Source organism: Streptomyces aquilus, assembly GCF_003955715.1.
Classification (GTDB): Bacteria; Actinomycetota; Actinomycetes; order Streptomycetales; family Streptomycetaceae; genus Streptomyces; species Streptomyces aquilus.
Map to the genome: position 1 here is coordinate 8,182,655 of NZ_CP034463.1, position 18,427 is coordinate 8,201,081.

An 18,427-nucleotide genomic window follows, 5' to 3' on the forward strand; every position below is an offset into this window, starting at 1 on the left:
GTTCAGGTGACCTGGGTGCGCACCACGACCTGGGCCGTTCCCCAGCGGCCCACATGGCCCGCCGGCCCGCCCGCGTCCCGCCTGTGCACCGGCGAAGTGAGCCGCAACAGGCCGCCGTCACCGCCCGCTTCGCTCTCGCGGGGCCCCGCGGCGGGGCCGGTGGGAGGCCAGGCGGGCAGCCGGAACGGGGCGAGGTTCAGCTCATTCTCGGTCACGATCACCTTCAGCCAGTCCCGCGCGAAGGCTCCCCGAAGCAACGCCCGCCCCGGCGGCAGCCGCAGCCACACCGGTTCTCCGTGCCGCGCTGAACCGGCCTTGCCGGGCGCGACGAACTCACCCTCGTACAGATGCGGCGAGCACGCGTAACCATCCGTCAGATCCAGTAATACGCACCACAGTTGACGGTGGGAGTCGTTGTGGACGCGGACCATCACCTGCGGCTCCCGGCCGTCCGGGGTGTACCCGCAGACGATCTCGCCGTCCGCGCAGTGCTCCACCCGCCCCGCGGAAGTGCCCTCGACGGTCACCCGGACCAGCGACGACAGCAGGGCGTCGGGATTGTGCAGCTCCAGGATGTGATGCCAACGGGCCAGATGTGCCAGGCAGTCGACGACCCGCTCCGCGTCCGCCCGCGTCCGCAACGGCAGATCGGGCACCGGATACCCGGCTCCGCCCGACACCCGAGCCCATCCGCCCGCCACGTCCACCCGCAAGGGCAGCCCCTCCCCGCCGTCGGCGAGCACCGGCACCGGCGCCATGGCCGCCGACAGCAGCCGTACGGCCCCGGCGTCCCCGGCGAGCGTCACGGCGGCGGGCGTGAACGCGAGCGCGGTCGGTGTCACCGGATGCGCCAAGTGCCGGTCGCGCGGCCCGGGTTGCCAGCCGTCCGGGTCCACCAGACAGGACTCGGGCAGCACATGGCGTACGACAACCTTGCGTGACGCGAGCCCGCCCATCAGAGTGAACTCCGCGCCGGCCGCCCGCAGCCCGTGCGCCCGGCCGCAGTTGACCTCCCAGCCGGACGTCGTGTGCCGCAGCAGGAACGGCCCGGCCGAGACCGGATCCCCCGACAGGAAGCCGCCGTTCTCCGGGCCACGCAGCTGGGGATGCTGGAACGGCGTCCTCGCGCGCACCCCCTCCTCTGCCAGCGCGTGCAGCGCGCCGTACGCGGCGGCGGGCCCCAGCCGGTCGAGCGCGCCCAGCAGCGCGTGACTGAAGTAGCCGCGGTACCGTCCGTCGATGTCGTTCTCGTGCGCGCGCTCGTCCGGACGGCAGGCCGCGAGCAGCACATGCCGCGCCGCCTCGGCATCCGCGCCGCCGGCCTCACGGACCCGGGCCGGGATCCGCCACCACGGTTGCCAGTCGACTCCCCGCCCCGTCCCGCCGGGCGGCCCGAAGCCGAGGTCGCGGGTGGCGCCGCCCGCGTGGCAGCAGTCGAGGACCGCGAGGACATGGCTGCCGTGCGCCGCGATGCCGTCGAGCAGCGCGCCGAGCTCGCTGTCCTGGAGCATCGGCCGGCCGCCCGGCCCCAGACTGTCCTGGCACACCAGCGCCTGCGCCCAGCCGGTCGCCTCGCGCGGATCGTCGGTGCGGTACTCGCTGCCGTGCCCGCTGAACCAGAACAGCGCGGTGTCGTCCCGCCCGCACTGCCCGAGATGCCGCTCCACGGCCGCCAGCACGGCCGCCCTGGAGGCCTCCTTGTCGTGCAGGGCCTTGACCACGGGCGTCAGCGCCCCGGTCTGCCGCCGCAGCCAACGCTCCGCTTCTCTCGCGTCGTTGACGCAGCCCCGCAGCCGATGGCGTCCGGGATAGTCGTCGATGCCCACGAACAAGGCGTACACGGTGCGCATACGGCGATCTTGCCAGCAATGACAGGGCGCATACGGGGCGTTCACGGGGCGTGAGCGGGTCGGATCCGCGCAACCCCCTGACCCGGCGGCGCGAAGCGAGTTGACTGGAGCGCACCGCTCGGCCGCCTCGCGCGGGCGCGGCACCGCGAACACCGGAAGGAACAGCAGCGTGAGCTTCGGGGGACCCAACAATCCGTACCAGCCGCCGTATCAACCACCACCGACGAACCCGTACCAGCCACCACCTCCCAACCCCGGTCCGTACGGCCCGCCTCCACCACCCCCGAACACCGGGCCCTACGTCCCGCCCCAGCCGTATCCGTACCCCAACCCCTACCCGTACCCCAATCCTTTCCCGCCGTACGTCCCGCGGCCGCGCCCGGGTGGCCTGCTGGGCGGTCTGCGCGGCGCCGAATGGCCGCCCCTGCGCGACCTGTTGCGCAGCGGACGGCAGCGGATGCACGGCTGCGCATGGCTGTTCCTGTTGCTGCCGTGCACCTGGTTCGTGGTGCCCGGCCTGATGGTGGCGTACGTGTTCGCCCGCTCGGCCCGCGTCAGGGCGCACCGCCTCTTCCCGCCGCGCGCCCACCGCCTCTACCACGACCCGCAGGTGACACGCCTTCAGAAGGCGCGGGCCCTGAGCGCGGCCGCCATGACCCTCGCCCTGCTCGTTGCCTACGGCAAGCCGGAGGACTTCGGCGAGGTCGAGCAGCAGTACGTGATTCGGCTCATGGTCACCCCGCCGCTGCTGCTCCTGAGCGCCCCCCTGGTGATCGCGGTGGTGTACCGCTGGGCGCCGCCGCACGCCAGGCCGTACATGGGTCAGCGGGTGCGCGCCGCGGGCAAGGCCGCCCTGTGGTACGTCGGCGCGGTGACGGCGATTTCCTTGATCATCAGCATATTCGCGCTGCTCGAATGGAAGGGACTGGCCACCGACGACGTGCCCTGGCTCGTCATCCCGTTCATGGTGTCCTTGTTCTGGCTGCTGTTCTTCCTGGCGTTCGCCACCGGCCCCGCCGTGCGCAGCGGTTTCAACTCCGCCGAGGTGCACGCGGCGCTGCCCGCCCTGCTCACCTGCGTGCTGGTCTGGGAGTTCGCGATCATCAGCCTGGCCGCGGGCGGACCGCCGCCCGGACCGCCCCTCGTCTCGGTCCTGGCGTTCGTCGGCGGCCCGGCCTCGGTGTGCGCGGTGGCCTGGTGGGAGGTTCACCGGCTCCAGACCCGGCACGGAGTGCGGCTGCGCGGCTGACGGCATGGCAAGTGCGCCCCTCGAAACCGTGATTACGTAAGCCCCATGACCGCGATCAGACTGCTCCTCGTCGACGACGATCCGCTGGTGCGGGCCGGCCTGTCCCTGATGATCGGTGGTGCCGACGGCATCGAGATCGTCGGGGAGGCCGCCGACGGAAGCGATGTCGAGGCGCTCGTCGACCGCAGCCGCCCGGACGTCGTCCTCATGGACATCCGGATGCCGTCCATGGACGGCCTGACCGCCACCGAGCGGCTGCGCGCCCGCCCCGACGCCCCGCAGGTCGTGCTCCTCACCACCTTCCACGCCGACGACCAGGTGCTGCGCGCGCTGCGCGCGGGTGCCGCCGGGTTCGTCCTGAAGGACACACCGCCCGCCGAGATCGTCGACGCGGTGCGCCGGGTCGCGGCCGGCGACCCCGTCCTGTCGCCCACGGTCACCCGCCAGTTGATGCGGCACGCGGCCGGCACCGCCGCCGACACGCGCCGCGCACGCGCGCGGGAGCGCATCGCCGCTCTCAACGACCGTGAGCGCGAGGTGGCGGTGGCCGTCGGCCGCGGCCTGTCGAACGCCGAGATCGCCGCGGAGCTCTACATGAGCGTGGCCACCGTCAAGACCCATGTCTCCCGCGTCCTCGCCAAGCTCGACCTCAACAACCGGGTGCAGGTCGCCCTCCTTGCGTACGACGCGGGGCTTCTGGAGGAACTGGAGGAGGACGGGCACTAGCGGGCGGTCCCGCGCGTTGTGGGGGCGACGGGGAGGGGATCGGGATGAGCGAAGTGATCGACCTGGGGGAGTACGGCGCGGCGTTCCGCACGGACCCGCATCCGGTGTACGCGCGCCTGCGCGCCCGCGGACCGGTGCACCGGGTCCGACTGCCGTCACCCGACGCCCACCACGAGACCTGGCTGATCGTGGGATACGAGGAGGCACGCGCGGCCCTCACCGACCCGCGCCTGTCCAAGGACGGCCGCAAGATCGGCGTGACGTTCCTCGACGAGGAGCTGATCGGCAAGTACCTCCTGGTCGCCGACCCGCCCCAGCACACCCGGCTGCGCTCGCTGGTCTCCCGTGCCTTCACCATGCGCCGCGTGGAGGAACTCCGGCCCAGGATCCAGCGGATCACCGACGACCTGCTCGACGCGATGCTCCCGCAGGGCCGCGCCGACCTCGTGGAGTCCCTCGCCTACCCGCTGCCCCTGACCGTCATCTGCGAACTCCTCGGCGTCCCCGAGCTGGACCGCACGGAGTTCCGCAAGATCTCCGGCGAGGCCGTCGCCCCCACCAGCGCCGAGAGCGAGTACGACGCGTTCGTCCGGCTCGCCGAGTACCTCACCGGCCTCATCGAGGACAAGCGGTGCGCCGGACCGAGCGGCGACCTCCTCGGCGACCTCATCCGCACCACCGCCGAGGACGGCGACCGCCTCTCCCCGGAGGAACTGCGTGGCATGGCCTTCGTCCTGCTGATCGCGGGCCATGAGACCACCGTCAACCTCATCACCAGCGGGGTGTACGCCCTGCTCACGCACCCGGGCCAACTCGCCGACCTGCGCGCAGACATGAGCCTGATCGACGGCGCGATCGAGGAGACGCTGCGCTGGGAGGGCCCGGTGGAGAACGGCACGTTCCGCTATGCCGCCGAGCCCCTGGAGATCGGCGGTACGCACATAGCGCGGGGCGACGCGGTGATGGTCGGCCTCACCGCCGCCGACCGCGACGCGGCGCGCTACCCCGCCCCCGACCGTTTCGACCTCCACCGAGACACCCGCGGCCACCTCGCCTTCGGCCACGGCATCCACTACTGCCTGGGCGCACCCCTGGCCCGCCTGGAGGGCCGCACGGCGATCCGCACGCTGCTGGAGCGGGCACCGGAACTGGCCCTCGACGGCCCCACGGGGGAGTGGCTGCCGGGGATGCTGATGCGGGGGATGCGGAGTCTGCCGGTGCGGTGGTGAATCCGGCGGACTGCGGTACCGGCCTATCGCGGTGGGAATCCGGTGGAATCCGGTGGGCTGCGGTACCGGTCCATCGCGGTGGTGAATCCGGTGGGCTGCGGTACCGGTCCATCGCGGTGGTGAATCCGGTGGGGCGACACCGCGGCCCCGCCGGGCGTCAGCCCGGCACCTCCGCCAACCGCACCGGCCGCCGCTCCCGCCGTGACACCTCGCACGCCTCGGCGATCCGCAGCGCCTGCAACGCCTCGCGCCCGTCGCAGGGGTTGGCGCGCTCACCTCGTACCACCTCGACGAACGCGTTCAGTTCGGCCTCGTAGGCCGGTCCGAACCGCTCCAGGAACCCCGCCCACGGCTTGTCCGCGGCCGGTGGGCCCGTCGGCTCGGTGGACGCGATCGGGGTGCGGTCGTCCAGGCCGACCACGATCTGGTCCAGCTCTCCGGCGAGCTCCATGCGGACGTCGTAGCCCGCCCCGTTCAGCCGGGTCGCCGTCGCCGTGGCCAGCGTGCCGTCGTCGAGGGTGAGGACCGCCGCGGCCGTGTCGACGTCGCCCGCCTCGCGGAACATCGCGGGCCCGGCGTCGGACCCGGCCGCGTACACGTCCACCACCTCGCGCCCGGTCACCCAGCGCAGCACGTCGAAGTCGTGGATCAGCGTGTCCCGGTACAGCCCGCCCGACACCGGCAGCCACGCGGCGGGCGGCGGCGCCTGGTCGGAGGTGAGCGCCCGTACGGTGTGCAGCCGCCCGAGCCGTCCCGAGCGCACCGCCTCCCGCGCGCCCGCGTACCCCGCGTCGAAGCGGCGCTGGAAGCCCATCTGGAGGACCGTCCCGGCCGTCTCCACCTCCTCGATGGCGTGCAGGGTGCCGGGCAGGTCGAGAGCAATCGGCTTCTCGCAGAAGACCGGAAGCCCCGAGCGTGCTGCCCGACCGATCAGTTCGGCGTGTGCCGACGTCGCCGTGGTGATCACCACGGCGTCCACGCCCCACTGGAAGATCTCGTCCACCCCCGGCGCGGCCGTCTCACCCAGCCGGTGCGCGAGCTCCTGGGCCCGCGCCCCGTCCGCGTCCGTGAGGATGAGGGACCCGACGTCGCGATGCCGGCTGAGCGTGTTGGCGTGAATGGTGCCGATCCGGCCCGTCCCGATGACCCCGATGCGCATGTGAACAAAGTGTGGTCGCGGACCTCCCGCTGTCAATGCATATGTCTGGACAATCTGACTACACAACTTCCCGTCAACCGGCCGCGGAGCTACGCTCGGCCCGTGCCGAAACCAGATGTGGACCCGACCGTGACACTCGACCTCAGTGTGGACCGGAGCAGCCCGGTGCCGTTGTACTTCCAGCTGTCCCAGCAGCTGGAGGCCGCGATCGAGCACGGAACGCTCACCCCGGGCAGCCTGCTGGGCAACGAGATCGAGCTCGCCGCGCGCCTCGGCCTGTCCCGGCCGACCGTCCGCCAGGCCATCCAGTCGCTCGTCGACAAGGGCCTGCTCGTACGCCGCCGCGGCGTCGGCACGCAGGTCGTGCACAGCCAGGTCAAGCGCCCGCTGGAACTCAGCAGCCTCTACGACGACCTGGAGACGGCCGGCCAGCGCCCGGCGACCAAGGTCATCGTCAACACCGTCGTCCCGGCCTCCGCCGAGGTCGCCGCCGCGCTCGGCGTGGCCGAGGACAGTGACGTGCATCGCGTCGAGCGGCTGCGCCTCGCGCACGGCGAGCCGATGGCCTACCTGTGCAACTTCATCCCGCCGGGCCTGCTCGACCTGGACACCGCCCAGCTGGAGTCCACCGGCCTGTACCGGCTGATGCGCTCCGCCGGGATCACCCTGCACAGCGCCCGCCAGTCCATCGGCGCCCGCGCCGCCACCGCCGCCGAGGCCGAGCGGCTCGCCGAGGAGGAGGGCGCCCCGCTGCTCACCATGCAGCGGGTGACCTTCGACGACACCGGCCGCGCGGTCGAGTTCGGCACGCACACCTACCGGCCGACCCGCTATTCGTTCGAGTTCCAGCTGCTCGTGCGGCCGTAGAGAACGGTCTGAGCGGGTCCGGCGGGGCGCTGGAAGGCCGCTGGGACAGGACCGACTTGGTCGCAATGTCAGGACATTGTGGCCGCCCGGAACCGCCCCGGTGTTTCCCCGTACGGCACCCATACCGGCGGTGAGGCAGAATCGAGGCCGATGAGCACCTACGGCAACTTCAGCGCCCCGATCGGCTCCCGCCGCGCCCCGGCCCTGCGCACGGTCGGCACCCGCGAGCGCCGCTCCCACCTCACCGCGCCCCGCGTGCCCACCGTGGGCATCGACATCGGCGGGACCAAGGTGATGGCCGGAGTCGTCGACGCCGACGGCAACATCCTGGAGAAGCTCCGGACCGAGACGCCGGACAAGTCCAAGAGCCCGAAGGTCGTCGAGGACACCATCGTCGAGCTGGTCCTGGACCTCTCCGACCGGCACGACGTGCACGCGGTCGGCATCGGCGCGGCCGGCTGGGTCGACGCCGACCGCAACCGCATCCTGTTCGCCCCCCACCTGTCCTGGCGCAACGAGCCGCTGCGCGACCGCCTCGCGGGCCGTCTCGCCGTGCCCGTCCTCGTCGACAACGACGCCAACTCCGCCGCCTGGGCCGAGTGGCGCTTCGGCGCCGGCCGCGGCGAGGACCACCTCGTCATGATCACGCTCGGCACCGGCATCGGCGGCGCGATCCTGGAGGACGGCCAGGTCAAGCGCGGCAAGTACGGCGTCGCCGGCGAGTTCGGCCATATGCAGGTCGTTCCCGGCGGGCACCGCTGCCCGTGCGGCAACCGCGGCTGCTGGGAGCAGTACAGCTCCGGCAACGCGCTGGTCCGCGAGGCCAAGGAACTGGCCGCCGCCGACTCCCCGGTGGCGTACGGGATCATCGAGCACGTCAAGGGCCAGATCGGCGACATCACGGGCCCGATGATCACGGAGCTGGCCCGTGAGGGCGACGCGATGTGCATCGAGCTGCTCCAGGACATCGGCCAGTGGCTCGGCGTCGGCATCGCCAACCTCGCCGCCGCCCTCGACCCGTCCTGCTTCGTGATCGGCGGCGGTGTCTCGGCCGCCGACGAGCTGCTGATCGGCCCCGCGCGGGACGCGTTCAAGCGCCAGCTCACCGGCCGCGGCTACCGCCCCGAGGCACGCATAGTCCGAGCCCAGCTCGGCCCCGAGGCCGGCATGGTCGGCGCCGCGGACCTGGCGCGGCTGGTCGCCCGCCGCTTCCGGCGCGCCAACCGACGCCGCGTCGAGCGGTACGAGCGCTACGCGAAGTACACGGAGGCCCGCCGCACCACCCGGGAGTCCCTGTGACGGCCTCGCTGCCCCGCCAGGCCGCCCACTCCCCGGACGAGCCGCCCCGACCGACCGAGGACCGCCGCCACCGCAACCGCCGCCGGGCACTCACGCTGCTCATCATCGTGCTGCTCATCGGCGTCCCGGCCGGCTATCTGGTGATCTCCGCCAACCAGAGCCGCAACAGCGGCAAGGACAAGGAGGAGAAGTACTCGGCGACCGGCCTCAGCGCCGGGTACCCGTCGAAGGTCCAGCGCCGGCTGTACCAGGTGCCGGTCCCGCACCCCGCGGACCAGATCGCCTACTACGAGACCAACAACTGGCGGACCAGCCGCCTCTACGTCCAGTTCCGCACCTCCAACGCGGGCCTGGACACCTTCCTCGCGGGCGTCGGCGTCGGCCGTGACGATCTCGAGAAGGGCGACATCACCATCAGCGCCCGCGACCAGAAGATCACCGGCTGGACCTTCACCGGCCCCGGCCCCTGGGCGGGCCTGGTCCACAAGCAGAAGAACCCGGCGCCGACCCAGGACATCGTCGTGAACACCGCGGACCCGGCCAACCCGATGGTGTACGTCGTCTCGCGCACGGTCCCGTAGGCAGGGGGTGCGGCCCGTCGCCGGAGCCGATTGTCAGACCCCGCCCGTAGAGTCGTAGACGTCTGATCCGACACACGGGTGGGGAGGTGGCAGGACGTATGAGTGACACGGCCACGGCGGTGGCCGAGCGGGCGACCCGGCCGCTCTCCGCGCGCCTCGCCGCCGTCTTCCTCCCCGCACCCCTCCCGCGCGAGGGCCGCATGGCCTTCTGGGACCCCGAGGACGGCCCGCTGCCGGAGGCCTCCGCGAGCCTCACGGACCTGACGGTCGTACGACCTCACGGCGCCGGTGTCCGCCGCCGCACCGCCCCCGCGCTCACCGTCCCTCTGGTCGAGGCCCTGCCCCTCCTCGCGCGCGCCCGGCGCGACCCCGCCGCCCACCCCGCCACCGCCTGCTGGGGCGCCGCCGCACTGCACGCCCTGCGGCTCGCCGCCCGCGGCCGCCTGCTCCCCGGCCTGACCGCCACGGGCCACGACGCCTGGCGGGCCGGCCCCCTCGACCCCGACGACATCGCGCACCTGCGCGCCATCGCCGCCGCCCTGCCGTACGAAGGCCATGCGGTGCCCCTGCCCGGCCCCGGCCCGCTGCGGCTGCCCGAGCCGGAAGCGCTGCTGCGCGCCTTCCTGGACGCCGTCGCCGACACCCTCCCGCGCACCCCCGCCGCCCCCTTCGCCTCCGGCAGGCCCTTCGCCGACCGCCGCCCACAGCATCTGCCGGGTGCGCACGACTGGGCCGCGGAGGTCGCCGCCGGCATGGACGCGGGCGTGCGGATCTCGCTCCGCCTCGACCTGTCGGCCTACGACCTGTTCGACGCCGACGAGCAGGTCCGCAGCGCCGGTGCCGCCATCGTCCAGGTGCACAGCCTCGCCGACCCCACCCTCGTCGCCGACGCGGCGGCCCTGTGGGCGGGCGAGGCGGACGCGGTGTTCGGCCCCCGCGCGCGCGTGGACGCGGCCCTCGCCGTGCGGCGCGCGGCTCGGGTCTGGCCACCCCTGGACCGGCTCGCCGAGCAGGACGTGCCCGACGTACTGGCCCTGTCCGAGCACGAGTTGGGCGAACTGCTCGGCGTCGCCGCGACCCGGCTGGCGGCCGCCGGGGTCGCCGTGCACTGGCCCCGGGACCTGGCGCAGGACCTCAGCGCCGCCGCCGTCGTCCGCCCTGCCCCCGGCTCGGCCACCGACGGCACCGGGTTCTTCGAGAGCGAGGAACTCCTCCAGTTCCGCTGGCAGTTGGCGCTCGGCGGCGACCCGCTCACCGAGGCCGAGATGGACGCGCTCGCCGAGGCGCACCGGCCCGTCGTCCGGCTGCGCGACCAGTGGGTGCTGGTCGACCCGGCGCTCGTCCGCAAGGCCCGCAAGCGCGAACTGGGCCTCCTCGACCCGGTCGACGCCCTCTCCGTCGCCCTCACCGGCAGCGCGGAGGTCGACGGGGAGACCGTCGAGGCGGTACCGGTCGGCGCGCTGGCCGCCCTGCGCGACCGCCTGACGACGGGTGTCCGGCCGGCCGAGCCACCCCCGGGCCTGCACGCCACCCTGCGTGACTACCAACTCCGCGGCCTGGCCTGGCTGGACCTCATGACCACCCTGGGCCTCGGCGGCTGCCTCGCCGACGACATGGGCCTCGGCAAGACCATCACCGTGATCGCGCTGCACCTCAAGCGCGCCCGCCGCGAGCCGACCCTGGTGGTCTGCCCGGCCTCGCTCCTCGGCAACTGGCAGCGGGAGATCGCCCGTTTCGCGCCCGGCGTCCCCGTCCGCCGCTTCCACGGCCCCGACCGCACCCTGGACGACCTCGACGGCGGTTTCGTCCTGACCACCTACGGCACCATGCGGTCGACGGCCGCGCGGTTGGCCGAGCAGCACTGGGGCATGGTCGTCGCGGACGAGGCCCAGCACGTCAAGAACCCGTACTCGGCGACGGCGAAGGCGCTGCGCACGATCCCGTCCCCCGCGCGCGTGGCCCTCACCGGCACACCGGTCGAGAACAACCTCTCCGAACTCTGGGCCCTGCTCGACTGGACGACCCCCGGGCTCCTCGGCCCTCTCAAGTCCTTCCGCGCCCGCCACGCGCGTGCCGTGGAGAACGGCGAGGACACGGAGGCGGTGGAACGGCTGGCCCGCCTGGTCCGCCCCTTCCTCCTGCGCCGCAAGAAGTCCGACCCCGGTATCGTCCCCGAACTGCCGCCCAAGACGGAGACGGACCACCCTGTCCCGCTCACCCGCGAACAGGCCTCCCTCTACGAGGCGGTGGTCCGCGAGTCGATGCACGTCATCGAGACGGCGGACGGCATCGCCCGCAGGGGCCTGGTGCTGAAGTTGCTGGGTGCGCTGAAGCAGATCTGCGACCACCCCGCGCTGTACCTCAAGGAGGAGGCCGGGGCGGCCGAGCGGCTGGTGCTCCGCTCCGGTAAACTCGCCCTGCTCGACGAGCTGTTGGACACCGTCCTCGCGGAGGACGGCTCGGCGCTGGTCTTCACTCAGTACGTCGGCATGGCTCGCCTGATCACCGCCCACCTCGCCGCCCGCGCGGTGCCCGTGGACCTGCTGCACGGTGGCACCCCGGTGCCGGAGCGTGAGCGCATGGTGGACCGCTTCCAGGCGGGCACGACCCCGGTCCTGGTGCTGTCCCTGAAGGCCGCGGGCACTGGCCTCAACCTCACCCGCGCGGGTCATGTCGTGCACTTCGACCGCTGGTGGAACCCGGCCGTCGAGGAACAGGCCACCGACCGCGCCTACCGCATCGGCCAGACCCAGCCGGTCCAGGTCCACCGCCTCATCACCGAGGGCACGGTGGAGGACCGCATCGCCGAGATGCTCGAAGCGAAGCGAGCCCTCGCCGACGCGATCCTGGGTTCCGGCGAATCGGCCCTCACGGAACTGACGGACCGCGAACTGACGGACCTGGTCTCCTTGCGGAGGACCTCATGACCGGGCGCCCGGCGGACGAGGCCCGGCGCGCGCTGCGCGAGGCACGGGAGCGGAAGGCCCTGGAGCAGACGGAGGGCTCGGGGGCTGCCGGTTCGGCGACCGAGGGGACCGCGCCCGGCCCGTCTGCCGAGGCGCCGGGGACCGTGTCCGGACCGTCTGCCGAGGCGACGGGGAGCGCGTCCGGCACGGCTGGCGAGGCGCCGGGGAGCGCGGGCGGCGGACCGGCTGGCGAGGCGACGGGGGAGCGCCGGGAGGCCCGGCCGGGCGACGCGGCACGCGCGGCGTTGCGGCGCGCGCGGTCGGAGCGGCGGGGTGCGCCAGGGGGAGAGGGCCGACCTGAGCGCGGTCTGCCGGAGGCTGCTGGTGTCCCGGGCGAGGGGGGCGGGCGCCCCAGGAAACTCGGTCATGACGAGCCTGGGAGGCTCGGTGGAGCTGCTCCGGGTCGGTCTGGGTGGCACGGGGAGTCTGCTCCGGGTCAGTCCGGGAGCCACGGCGAAGCTGCCCCCGGTCAGCCTGGCAGCCACAGCCAACCAGCTCCGGACCAGTCGAGGCCCGAAGGCGCCGCCGCTGAGGGAGCCCTGGACCCGACTGAACCCGACAGCGCCCTCGGCATGGGGACGGCCGACCGGGCCGCTCCGGACCGGGCTGCCGACCGCGTGCGGGAAGCCTTGCGCGCCGCCCGCGAGGAAGCGCGGCGGGCTCAGCAGGAGGACGCGGTCGAGGCCGCCCGGGCCAGGCGCCCGGCACCGCGGTCGACGCCGGGGGCATCCGGCCACTCCCCGCGTGGCGGTCGAGGCGCCGGTGTGCGGGCCCGTGACCTCCGGGCACTCATCGGTGACGCCTTCAGCATGCCCCGCGAGGAGGACGAGCCGACCGGGCGCGACGACGCCGACAGCCAGGCAGACCACGGCAGTTCGGCCAACTCGGCGTCCGCCCACGGCAGCTCGGCCGACCCCGCGGCCCCCCACACCGCCACCCCGCCGGCAGCACCAGCCACCAGTTCCGCACCCCGCACCGACCCGGAGACCGAGCCGGACACCACCCCCACTCCCACCTGGCCGACGCCCTCGACGCCTCCCACCCCTCCACCCCGCGGCAACGCCGAGCCGCACCCGCCCACCACAGCGACAGCCACAACCACAGCCCTCCACCACCCCCGCTCCATGGCCGCCCCCGGCCGGGACGGCGAACTCCGGCGTACCTTCCCGGCGTTCGACCCCCGAGTCGCGGACGGTGAGCACGGCTTCGCCGAGACCTGGTGGGGCAACGCCTGGGTCAGGGCGCTGGAGGAGGGCGCCTTGGACGCGAAACGGCTCGCGCGCGGCCGCGGGTACGCCGAGCAGGGCAACGTCGACGCCATCACCGTGACCCCCGGGCTGGTGCTCGCATACGTCCAGGGGAGCCGTCCTCGCCCCTACCGGGTCCAGGTACGGCTGCGGACGCTGGACGACGCGGAATGGCAGTGGTTCCTGGATGCCGCCGCCGAACGGCCCGGGCACATCGCGGCGTTGCTGGACAAGGAGATGCCGCATTCGCTCGCCGAAGGCAGGGTGCGGCTGCTCCCCGGGCCCGGCGAACTCGACCCGCACTGCAGCTGCCCGGACCGCGGTCACCCCTGCAAGCACGCCGCCGCGCTCTGCTACCAGACGGCCCGTCTGCTCGACGCCGACCCCTTCGTGCTGCTCCTGTTGCGCGGCCGGGGTGAGCGCGAACTCCTCGACACCCTCTCCCGGCTGAGCGCCGCGCGCGCGGCCCGCGCCGCCCAGGAGAAGGGCCCGGCCCCCCTGCCCGGCGTACGCGCCACCGAAGCCCTCGCCCCCCGGCAACTCCCGCCTCTCCCGGCCCCGTTGCCCGTACCGGCGCACCCCGAGCAGCCCCCGGTCTATCCGGCGGCCCCGGGCGGCCCGGACCCCTTCGCGCTGGACCAGCTCGCGACCGACGCCGCCGCCCGCGCCCACGCCCTGCTCGCCACCGGCCGCGACCCGGTCGCCGAACTGACGCTGTGGCAGGACGCGGTGCGGCTCGCCGCGGCCCGCCCCGGTTCCGGCCTCACCGCCGCCACCCGCTCGCTGTACGCCTCTCTCGCCTCCGCCGCCGACCGCACCCCGTCCGATCTGGCGCGCGCGGTCGCCGCCTGGCGCCAGGGCGGGTTCGAGGGGCTCGCCGTACTGGAAGAACCCTGGGACCCGCCGGCCGGCCGCTTCGACCGCGCCCGCCCGCTCCTCCTCGCCGCCGACCTCCCGGCCTTCCGCCCCTGGCGCAACCGCCTCACCCACCCCCGCGGCCATGTCCAACTCCGCCTGGGCCGCGACGGGTTGTGGTACGCCTACGAGTCCGACCCCGGCGCCGACGACTGGTGGCCCCGCGGCACGCCCGACCTCGACCCGGTCGGTGCCCTGACCGGACTCGGGGCCTCGCCGGAGAGTTGACACCTATCGTGCACCAAGTCGCCACAAAGCGCGTGACAGCGGTCGGCACCTGAGCCATTACACTGCCGCGATGTCGCCGCGCGACACAGCGAACTGACAGAGAAACACCTCGGGGGACAAGACATGGCAACGGGCGGATGGGGCCCCGGCACGGGCCCGGGAGGACAGACCGGACATCCCGGCGGCGACGGGGGCGGTGGCCAGGGCTGGGGCCCGCCGCCCGGGCAACCGGCGACCAACCCCTACGGTCTGCCGCCCCAGGGAGGCCCCTACGGGCCGGCGGCGCCGCAGAACCCGTACCCGCCGCAGAACCCGTACCCCTACGTGCCCCCGGCCCCCGTGCCCACGCGCGGCCGGGCGCCGCGCCGCCGCAGCCGGCTGTGGTTCTTCTCTGTGCCCTACCTCACCGGCGGTGTCATCCGCTCCGCGCACCGCGTCGCCACCCGGCTCTTCGTGCGGGCGGGCCAGGATCACATCCAGGACCGCACCGTGGACCGCGTCCAGACGGCCCGCACCGTCCTCGGCGCCGCCGCCACCGTCGTCCTGTTCCTCGTCTACGGCACGGACAAGGGTGGCTGGCAGGACGCGGCGGCCGGCAGCGCCGCGCAGGCGCTCGTCGCCCCGGTCCTGCTGATCGTCGGCGGCCCCCTGATCATCCTCGGCTTCATCTACTACGCGCCCCCGCACCTGCGGCCCCACCTGCGCTCCCGGCTCCGGGTGCCGTTGAAGGCGGTCGGCTGGTACGTGGCGACCGTTGCCGTCCTCGGTGGAACCCTTTTCGGAATCTCCCTGTTGGCCAAGACCGACCTGAGCGGCTGGCAGGGGTTCTGTGTGGGCATCGTGGGGCTGGTCGCGCTGGCCTGGGGCCTGCCCTTCTTCGTCCTGGCCTCCCTCTACTCCGCCCGCAGCGCCTTCAACACCGGTCACGTCCATCCGATGCTGCCGCCCGTGGTGACGATGGTGTTCGTGTGGGTGTTCGCGATCTTCAACTTCATCGACAGCGGGATGCCGGCGCAGGGCCCGCCCGGCGTGCAGCTCTGCTCGCTGCTGGGCGGCCCGGTGTCCGTGACGATCGTCGGCCTGTGGGAACTGCGGCGGATGCGCACCCGCTACGGCGTCCGGGTCCGTGGCCAGGCCCCCGCCCCGGCGCCCGGCTTCCAGTAGCGCGCCCTTCGGTGAAGGCCCTGTGAGGGTTCGCCGTCGATGTGCGGGTGCGAGGTGTGGGGACTGGGGGCCCAGGGTTCGGGCCCTCGGAAACGGCGGTTAGCGTGGAGCGGTGAGTGAGAAGCAGACCCCCGCCCTCCAGTACCGCCTCGACGGCCCGGACGACGCCCCGGTCCTCATCCTGGGGCCCTCGCTCGGCACCACCTGGCACATGTGGGACCGCCAGGTCCCCGAACTGGCCAAGCAGTGGCGGGTCTTCCGATTCGACCTGCCGGGCCACGGCGGCGCCCCCGCGTACCCGGCCGGCTCGGTCGGCGACCTCACCGACCGGCTGCTCGCCACCCTCGACGGCCTCGGCGTGCAGCGCTTCGGCTACACGGGCTGTGCGCTCGGCGGCGCGATCGGCCTGGAGCTGGCGCTGCGGCACCCGGAGCGGATCGCCTCGCTCGCGCTGATCGCCGCCTCGCCCCGGTTCGGGACGCCGGACGAGTTCCGGCAGCGGGGTGTGATCGTGCGGACGAACGGCCTCGACCCCATCGCCCGTACGTCCCCCGACCGCTGGTTCACCGGCGGGTTCGCCGCCGCGCAGCCCGCGATCACCGACTGGGCCGTGCAGATGGTCCGCACCACCGACCCCGGCTGCTACATCGCCGCCTGCGAGGCCCTCGCCGCGTTCGACGTCCGGGCCGAACTCGCCCACGTCGGGGTGCCGACCCTCGTCCTCGTCGGCTCCGACGACCAGGTCACCGGCCCCGCGGAGGCCCGTACGCTCGTCGCCGGCATCCCGGACGCGCGGCTCGCCGTCGTACCGGGCGCCTCCCACCTCGTACCGGTGGAACAGCCCGCGGCCGTCACCGACCTCCTGGTCCGGCACTTCTCCACCGCCTGGCAGCCCGCCTACGACTCCACCACCGGCCAGATCGCGATCCCCGCGGCCCCCGTCAAGCCGGTCCTGGCCGCCGCGGGACCGCCGCCGCAGGCCGTCCCGATCGCCGAGATCGCCCCGCCCGCACCGGCGCCCCAGGCCCTGGGCGGGCGGCCCGACCCGTACGACGCCGGGCTCAAGGTGCGCCGCGAGGTGCTCGGCGACGCGCACGTGGACCGGGCGCTGGCGCAGGCCGACGAGTTCTCCGGCGACTTCCAGGAGTTCGTCACCCGCTACGCCTGGGGCGAGATCTGGGACCGCCCAGGCCTCGACCGCCGCTCCCGCAGCTGTGTCACGCTCACCGCGCTGGTCGCGGGCGGCCACCTGGACGAGCTCGGCTTCCACGTCCGGGCCGCCCTGCGCAACGGCCTCACCCCGGGCGAGATCAAGGAGGTGCTCCTCCAGGCGGCCGTGTACTGCGGCGTACCGGCGGCCAACAGCGCCTTCAAGGTCGCCCAGGAGGTCATCCGTGAGGAGACGACCCCCGAGGAGTGAGCACCTCAGCCGGGCAGCGGGACCACCAGGGTGAGCCGCCCAGGAATCCCTGCCAGGAGGCAGGATGGTGCCATGACCACGAAGCTCACGAAGAAGTCGCACGCCTGCGTCCGCCTGGAGAAGGACGGGCGCACGCTCGTCCTCGACCCGGGCGTGTTCAGCGAGGAGGACGCGGCGCTCGGCGCGGACGCCATCCTGATCACGCACGAGCATCCCGACCACTTCAACGAGGAGCGGCTGCGCGCCGCGATGGAGGCGAACCCGGCCGCCGAGATCTGGACCCTGAGGTCGGTCGCGGAGAAGATCTCCACCGCCTTCCCCGGCCGTGTGCACACCGTCGGCCACGGCGACACCTTCACCGCCGCCGGCTTCGACGTCCAGGTCCACGGCGAGCTGCACGCTGTCATCCACCCGGACATCCCGCGCATCACCAACGTCGGCTACCTGATCGACGGCGGCCGTGTCTTCCACCCCGGCGACGCCCTCACCGTCCCCGACCACGCGGTGGAGACGCTGATGCTGCCGGTCATGGCGCCCTGGAGCAAGATCTCCGAGGTGATCGACTACGTCCGCGAGGTCAAGCCGCAACGGGCCTACGACGTCCATGACGCCCTGCTCACCGACCTCGCCCGGCCGATCTACGACAACCAGATCGGCGCCCTCGGCGGCGCCGAGCACCTGCGTCTGGCGCCCGGGGAGAGCACGTCGCTGTGAGTGTCAGTGGGGCCCGGTAGGTTGTCAGGCATGCGCATCGCTACCTGGAACGTGAACTCGATCACCGCCCGCCTGCCGAGGCTCCTGGCCTGGCTGGAGAGCAGCGGCACCGACGTGCTCTGCCTCCAGGAGGCCAAGCTGGCCGAGGAGCAGTTCCCGTTCGACCAGCTGCGCGAGCTGGGCTACGAGGCGGCGGTCCACGCGACCGGCAGGTGGAACGGCGTGGCGGTGCTCTCCCGGGTCGGCCTGGAGGACGTCGTGAAGGGCCTGCCCGGCGACCCCGGTTACGACGGCGCCCCCGAGCCCCGCGCCATCTCCGCGACCTGCGGCGGCGTCCGGGTGTGGTCGGTGTACGTGCCGAACGGCCGCGAGGTGGACCACCCGCACTACGCCTACAAGCTCCAGTGGTTCGAGGCCCTCAAGGCGGCCGTCGCCGGTGACGCGGCGGGCAGCCGCCCGTTCGCGGTGATGGGGGACTACAACGTGGCGCCGACGGACGACGACGTCTTCGACGTGGCCGCCTTCGAGGGCCTCACCCACGTCACCCCGGCCGAGCGCGCGGCCCTCGCCGCCCTGCGCGAGACCGGCCTCTCGGACATCGTCCCGCGCCCCCTGAAGTACGACCACCCCTTCACGTACTGGGACTACCGCCAGCTCGGCTTCCCCAAGAACCGCGGCATGCGCATCGACCTGGTGTACGGCAACGAGCCGTTCGCGAAGGCCGTCACCGACGCCTACGTGGACCGTGAGGAGCGCAAGGGCAAGGGCGCCTCGGACCACGCGCCGGTGGTCGTGGACCTCGACGTGCCGTAG

The 18,427-nt window shown here is 73.5% G+C and carries 14 protein-coding genes; 12 read left to right on the forward strand and 2 right to left on the reverse strand.

Going from position 1 to position 18,427, the window contains the following annotated elements; translation table 11 throughout:
• Nucleotides 1–2: 2 nt before the first annotated feature.
• Entirely contained in the window at nt 3–1,850 is a 1,848-nt protein-coding gene (locus EJC51_RS37530) for a caspase family protein (protein ID WP_126275124.1), read from the reverse strand.
• Between the two features lie 169 nt (nt 1,851–2,019).
• On the opposite strand from EJC51_RS37530, the gene EJC51_RS37535 reads away from it, so the two are divergent.
• The 3 genes from EJC51_RS37535 to EJC51_RS37545 are packed head-to-tail and all read left to right on the forward strand — an operon-like array spanning nt 2,020 to nt 5,054.
• Nucleotides 2,020–3,099, forward strand: coding sequence for a hypothetical protein (locus tag EJC51_RS37535; protein WP_244363030.1), 1,080 nt, complete (start codon nt 2,020–2,022; stop codon nt 3,097–3,099).
• Between the two features lie 45 nt (nt 3,100–3,144).
• Nucleotides 3,145–3,825 carry a response regulator transcription factor gene (locus tag EJC51_RS37540; protein ID WP_126275125.1) on the forward strand — a complete coding sequence of 227 codons (681 nt, stop codon included), beginning with the start codon at nt 3,145–3,147 and terminating at the stop codon, nt 3,823–3,825.
• Between the two features lie 44 nt (nt 3,826–3,869).
• Nucleotides 3,870–5,054, forward strand: a complete 1,185-nt coding sequence (locus EJC51_RS37545; RefSeq protein ID WP_207924908.1) for a cytochrome P450 family protein — start codon at nt 3,870–3,872, stop codon at nt 5,052–5,054.
• A gap of 157 nt (nt 5,055–5,211) precedes the next feature.
• On the opposite strand, the gene EJC51_RS37550 is transcribed toward EJC51_RS37545, so the two are convergent.
• A complete protein-coding gene (locus EJC51_RS37550) occupies nt 5,212–6,213 on the reverse strand; it encodes a Gfo/Idh/MocA family protein (RefSeq protein WP_126275127.1) in 1,002 nt (333 codons plus the stop codon).
• A 129-nt stretch (nt 6,214–6,342) separates the two neighbouring features.
• Here EJC51_RS37550 and EJC51_RS37555 point away from each other — a divergent pair, with 129 nt between their 5' ends.
• From EJC51_RS37555 to EJC51_RS37595, 9 genes are all read left to right on the forward strand, one after another.
• Complete coding sequence (locus EJC51_RS37555) at nt 6,343–7,080, forward strand: GntR family transcriptional regulator (protein ID WP_194083396.1); 738 nt, start codon at nt 6,343–6,345, stop codon at nt 7,078–7,080.
• Nucleotides 7,081–7,230: 150 nt separating this feature from the next.
• Complete coding sequence (locus EJC51_RS37560) at nt 7,231–8,379, forward strand: ROK family glucokinase (RefSeq protein WP_126275128.1); 1,149 nt, start codon at nt 7,231–7,233, stop codon at nt 8,377–8,379.
• Nucleotides 8,376–8,960 (forward strand): sugar kinase, encoded by a 585-nt coding sequence (locus EJC51_RS37565; RefSeq protein ID WP_126275129.1) that lies wholly within the window; start codon nt 8,376–8,378, stop codon nt 8,958–8,960. Before EJC51_RS37560 ends, EJC51_RS37565 begins: the two co-directional genes overlap by 4 nt.
• A gap of 98 nt (nt 8,961–9,058) precedes the next feature.
• Nucleotides 9,059–11,887 carry a DEAD/DEAH box helicase gene (locus tag EJC51_RS37570; RefSeq protein WP_126275130.1) on the forward strand — a complete coding sequence of 943 codons (2,829 nt, stop codon included), beginning with the start codon at nt 9,059–9,061 and terminating at the stop codon, nt 11,885–11,887.
• The gene (locus EJC51_RS37575) at nt 11,884–14,316 is read left to right on the forward strand and encodes an SWIM zinc finger family protein (RefSeq protein ID WP_126275131.1); all 2,433 of its coding nucleotides are present in this window, start codon (nt 11,884–11,886) and stop codon (nt 14,314–14,316) included. Before EJC51_RS37570 ends, EJC51_RS37575 begins: the two co-directional genes overlap by 4 nt.
• A gap of 123 nt (nt 14,317–14,439) precedes the next feature.
• Complete coding sequence (locus EJC51_RS37580) at nt 14,440–15,480, forward strand: hypothetical protein (protein ID WP_126275132.1); 1,041 nt, start codon at nt 14,440–14,442, stop codon at nt 15,478–15,480.
• A gap of 112 nt (nt 15,481–15,592) precedes the next feature.
• Entirely contained in the window at nt 15,593–16,900 is a 1,308-nt protein-coding gene (gene pcaDC / locus EJC51_RS37585) for a bifunctional 3-oxoadipate enol-lactonase/4-carboxymuconolactone decarboxylase PcaDC (protein WP_126275133.1), read from the forward strand.
• Nucleotides 16,901–16,972: 72 nt separating this feature from the next.
• Entirely contained in the window at nt 16,973–17,614 is a 642-nt protein-coding gene (locus tag EJC51_RS37590; protein ID WP_126275134.1) for an MBL fold metallo-hydrolase, read from the forward strand.
• Between the two features lie 30 nt (nt 17,615–17,644).
• Nucleotides 17,645–18,427, forward strand: coding sequence for an exodeoxyribonuclease III (locus EJC51_RS37595; protein WP_126275135.1), 783 nt, complete (start codon nt 17,645–17,647; stop codon nt 18,425–18,427).

What these genes read in the sequence shown, in the direction of transcription:
- EJC51_RS37530 (WP_126275124.1), bottom strand. Translation starts at nt 1,850, where the DNA reads ATGCGCACCGTGTACGCCTTGTTCGTGGGCATCGACGACTATCCCGGA.
- EJC51_RS37540 (WP_126275125.1), top strand. Translation starts at nt 3,145, where the DNA reads ATGACCGCGATCAGACTGCTCCTCGTCGACGACGATCCGCTGGTGCGG.
- EJC51_RS37545 (WP_207924908.1), top strand. Translation starts at nt 3,870, where the DNA reads ATGAGCGAAGTGATCGACCTGGGGGAGTACGGCGCGGCGTTCCGCACG.
- EJC51_RS37550 (WP_126275127.1), bottom strand. Translation starts at nt 6,213, where the DNA reads ATGCGCATCGGGGTCATCGGGACGGGCCGGATCGGCACCATTCACGCC.
- EJC51_RS37560 (WP_126275128.1), top strand. Translation starts at nt 7,231, where the DNA reads ATGAGCACCTACGGCAACTTCAGCGCCCCGATCGGCTCCCGCCGCGCC.
- EJC51_RS37570 (WP_126275130.1), top strand. Translation starts at nt 9,059, where the DNA reads ATGAGTGACACGGCCACGGCGGTGGCCGAGCGGGCGACCCGGCCGCTC.
- EJC51_RS37575 (WP_126275131.1), top strand. Translation starts at nt 11,884, where the DNA reads ATGACCGGGCGCCCGGCGGACGAGGCCCGGCGCGCGCTGCGCGAGGCA.
- EJC51_RS37580 (WP_126275132.1), top strand. Translation starts at nt 14,440, where the DNA reads ATGGCAACGGGCGGATGGGGCCCCGGCACGGGCCCGGGAGGACAGACC.
- EJC51_RS37590 (WP_126275134.1), top strand. Translation starts at nt 16,973, where the DNA reads ATGACCACGAAGCTCACGAAGAAGTCGCACGCCTGCGTCCGCCTGGAG.
- EJC51_RS37595 (WP_126275135.1), top strand. Translation starts at nt 17,645, where the DNA reads ATGCGCATCGCTACCTGGAACGTGAACTCGATCACCGCCCGCCTGCCG.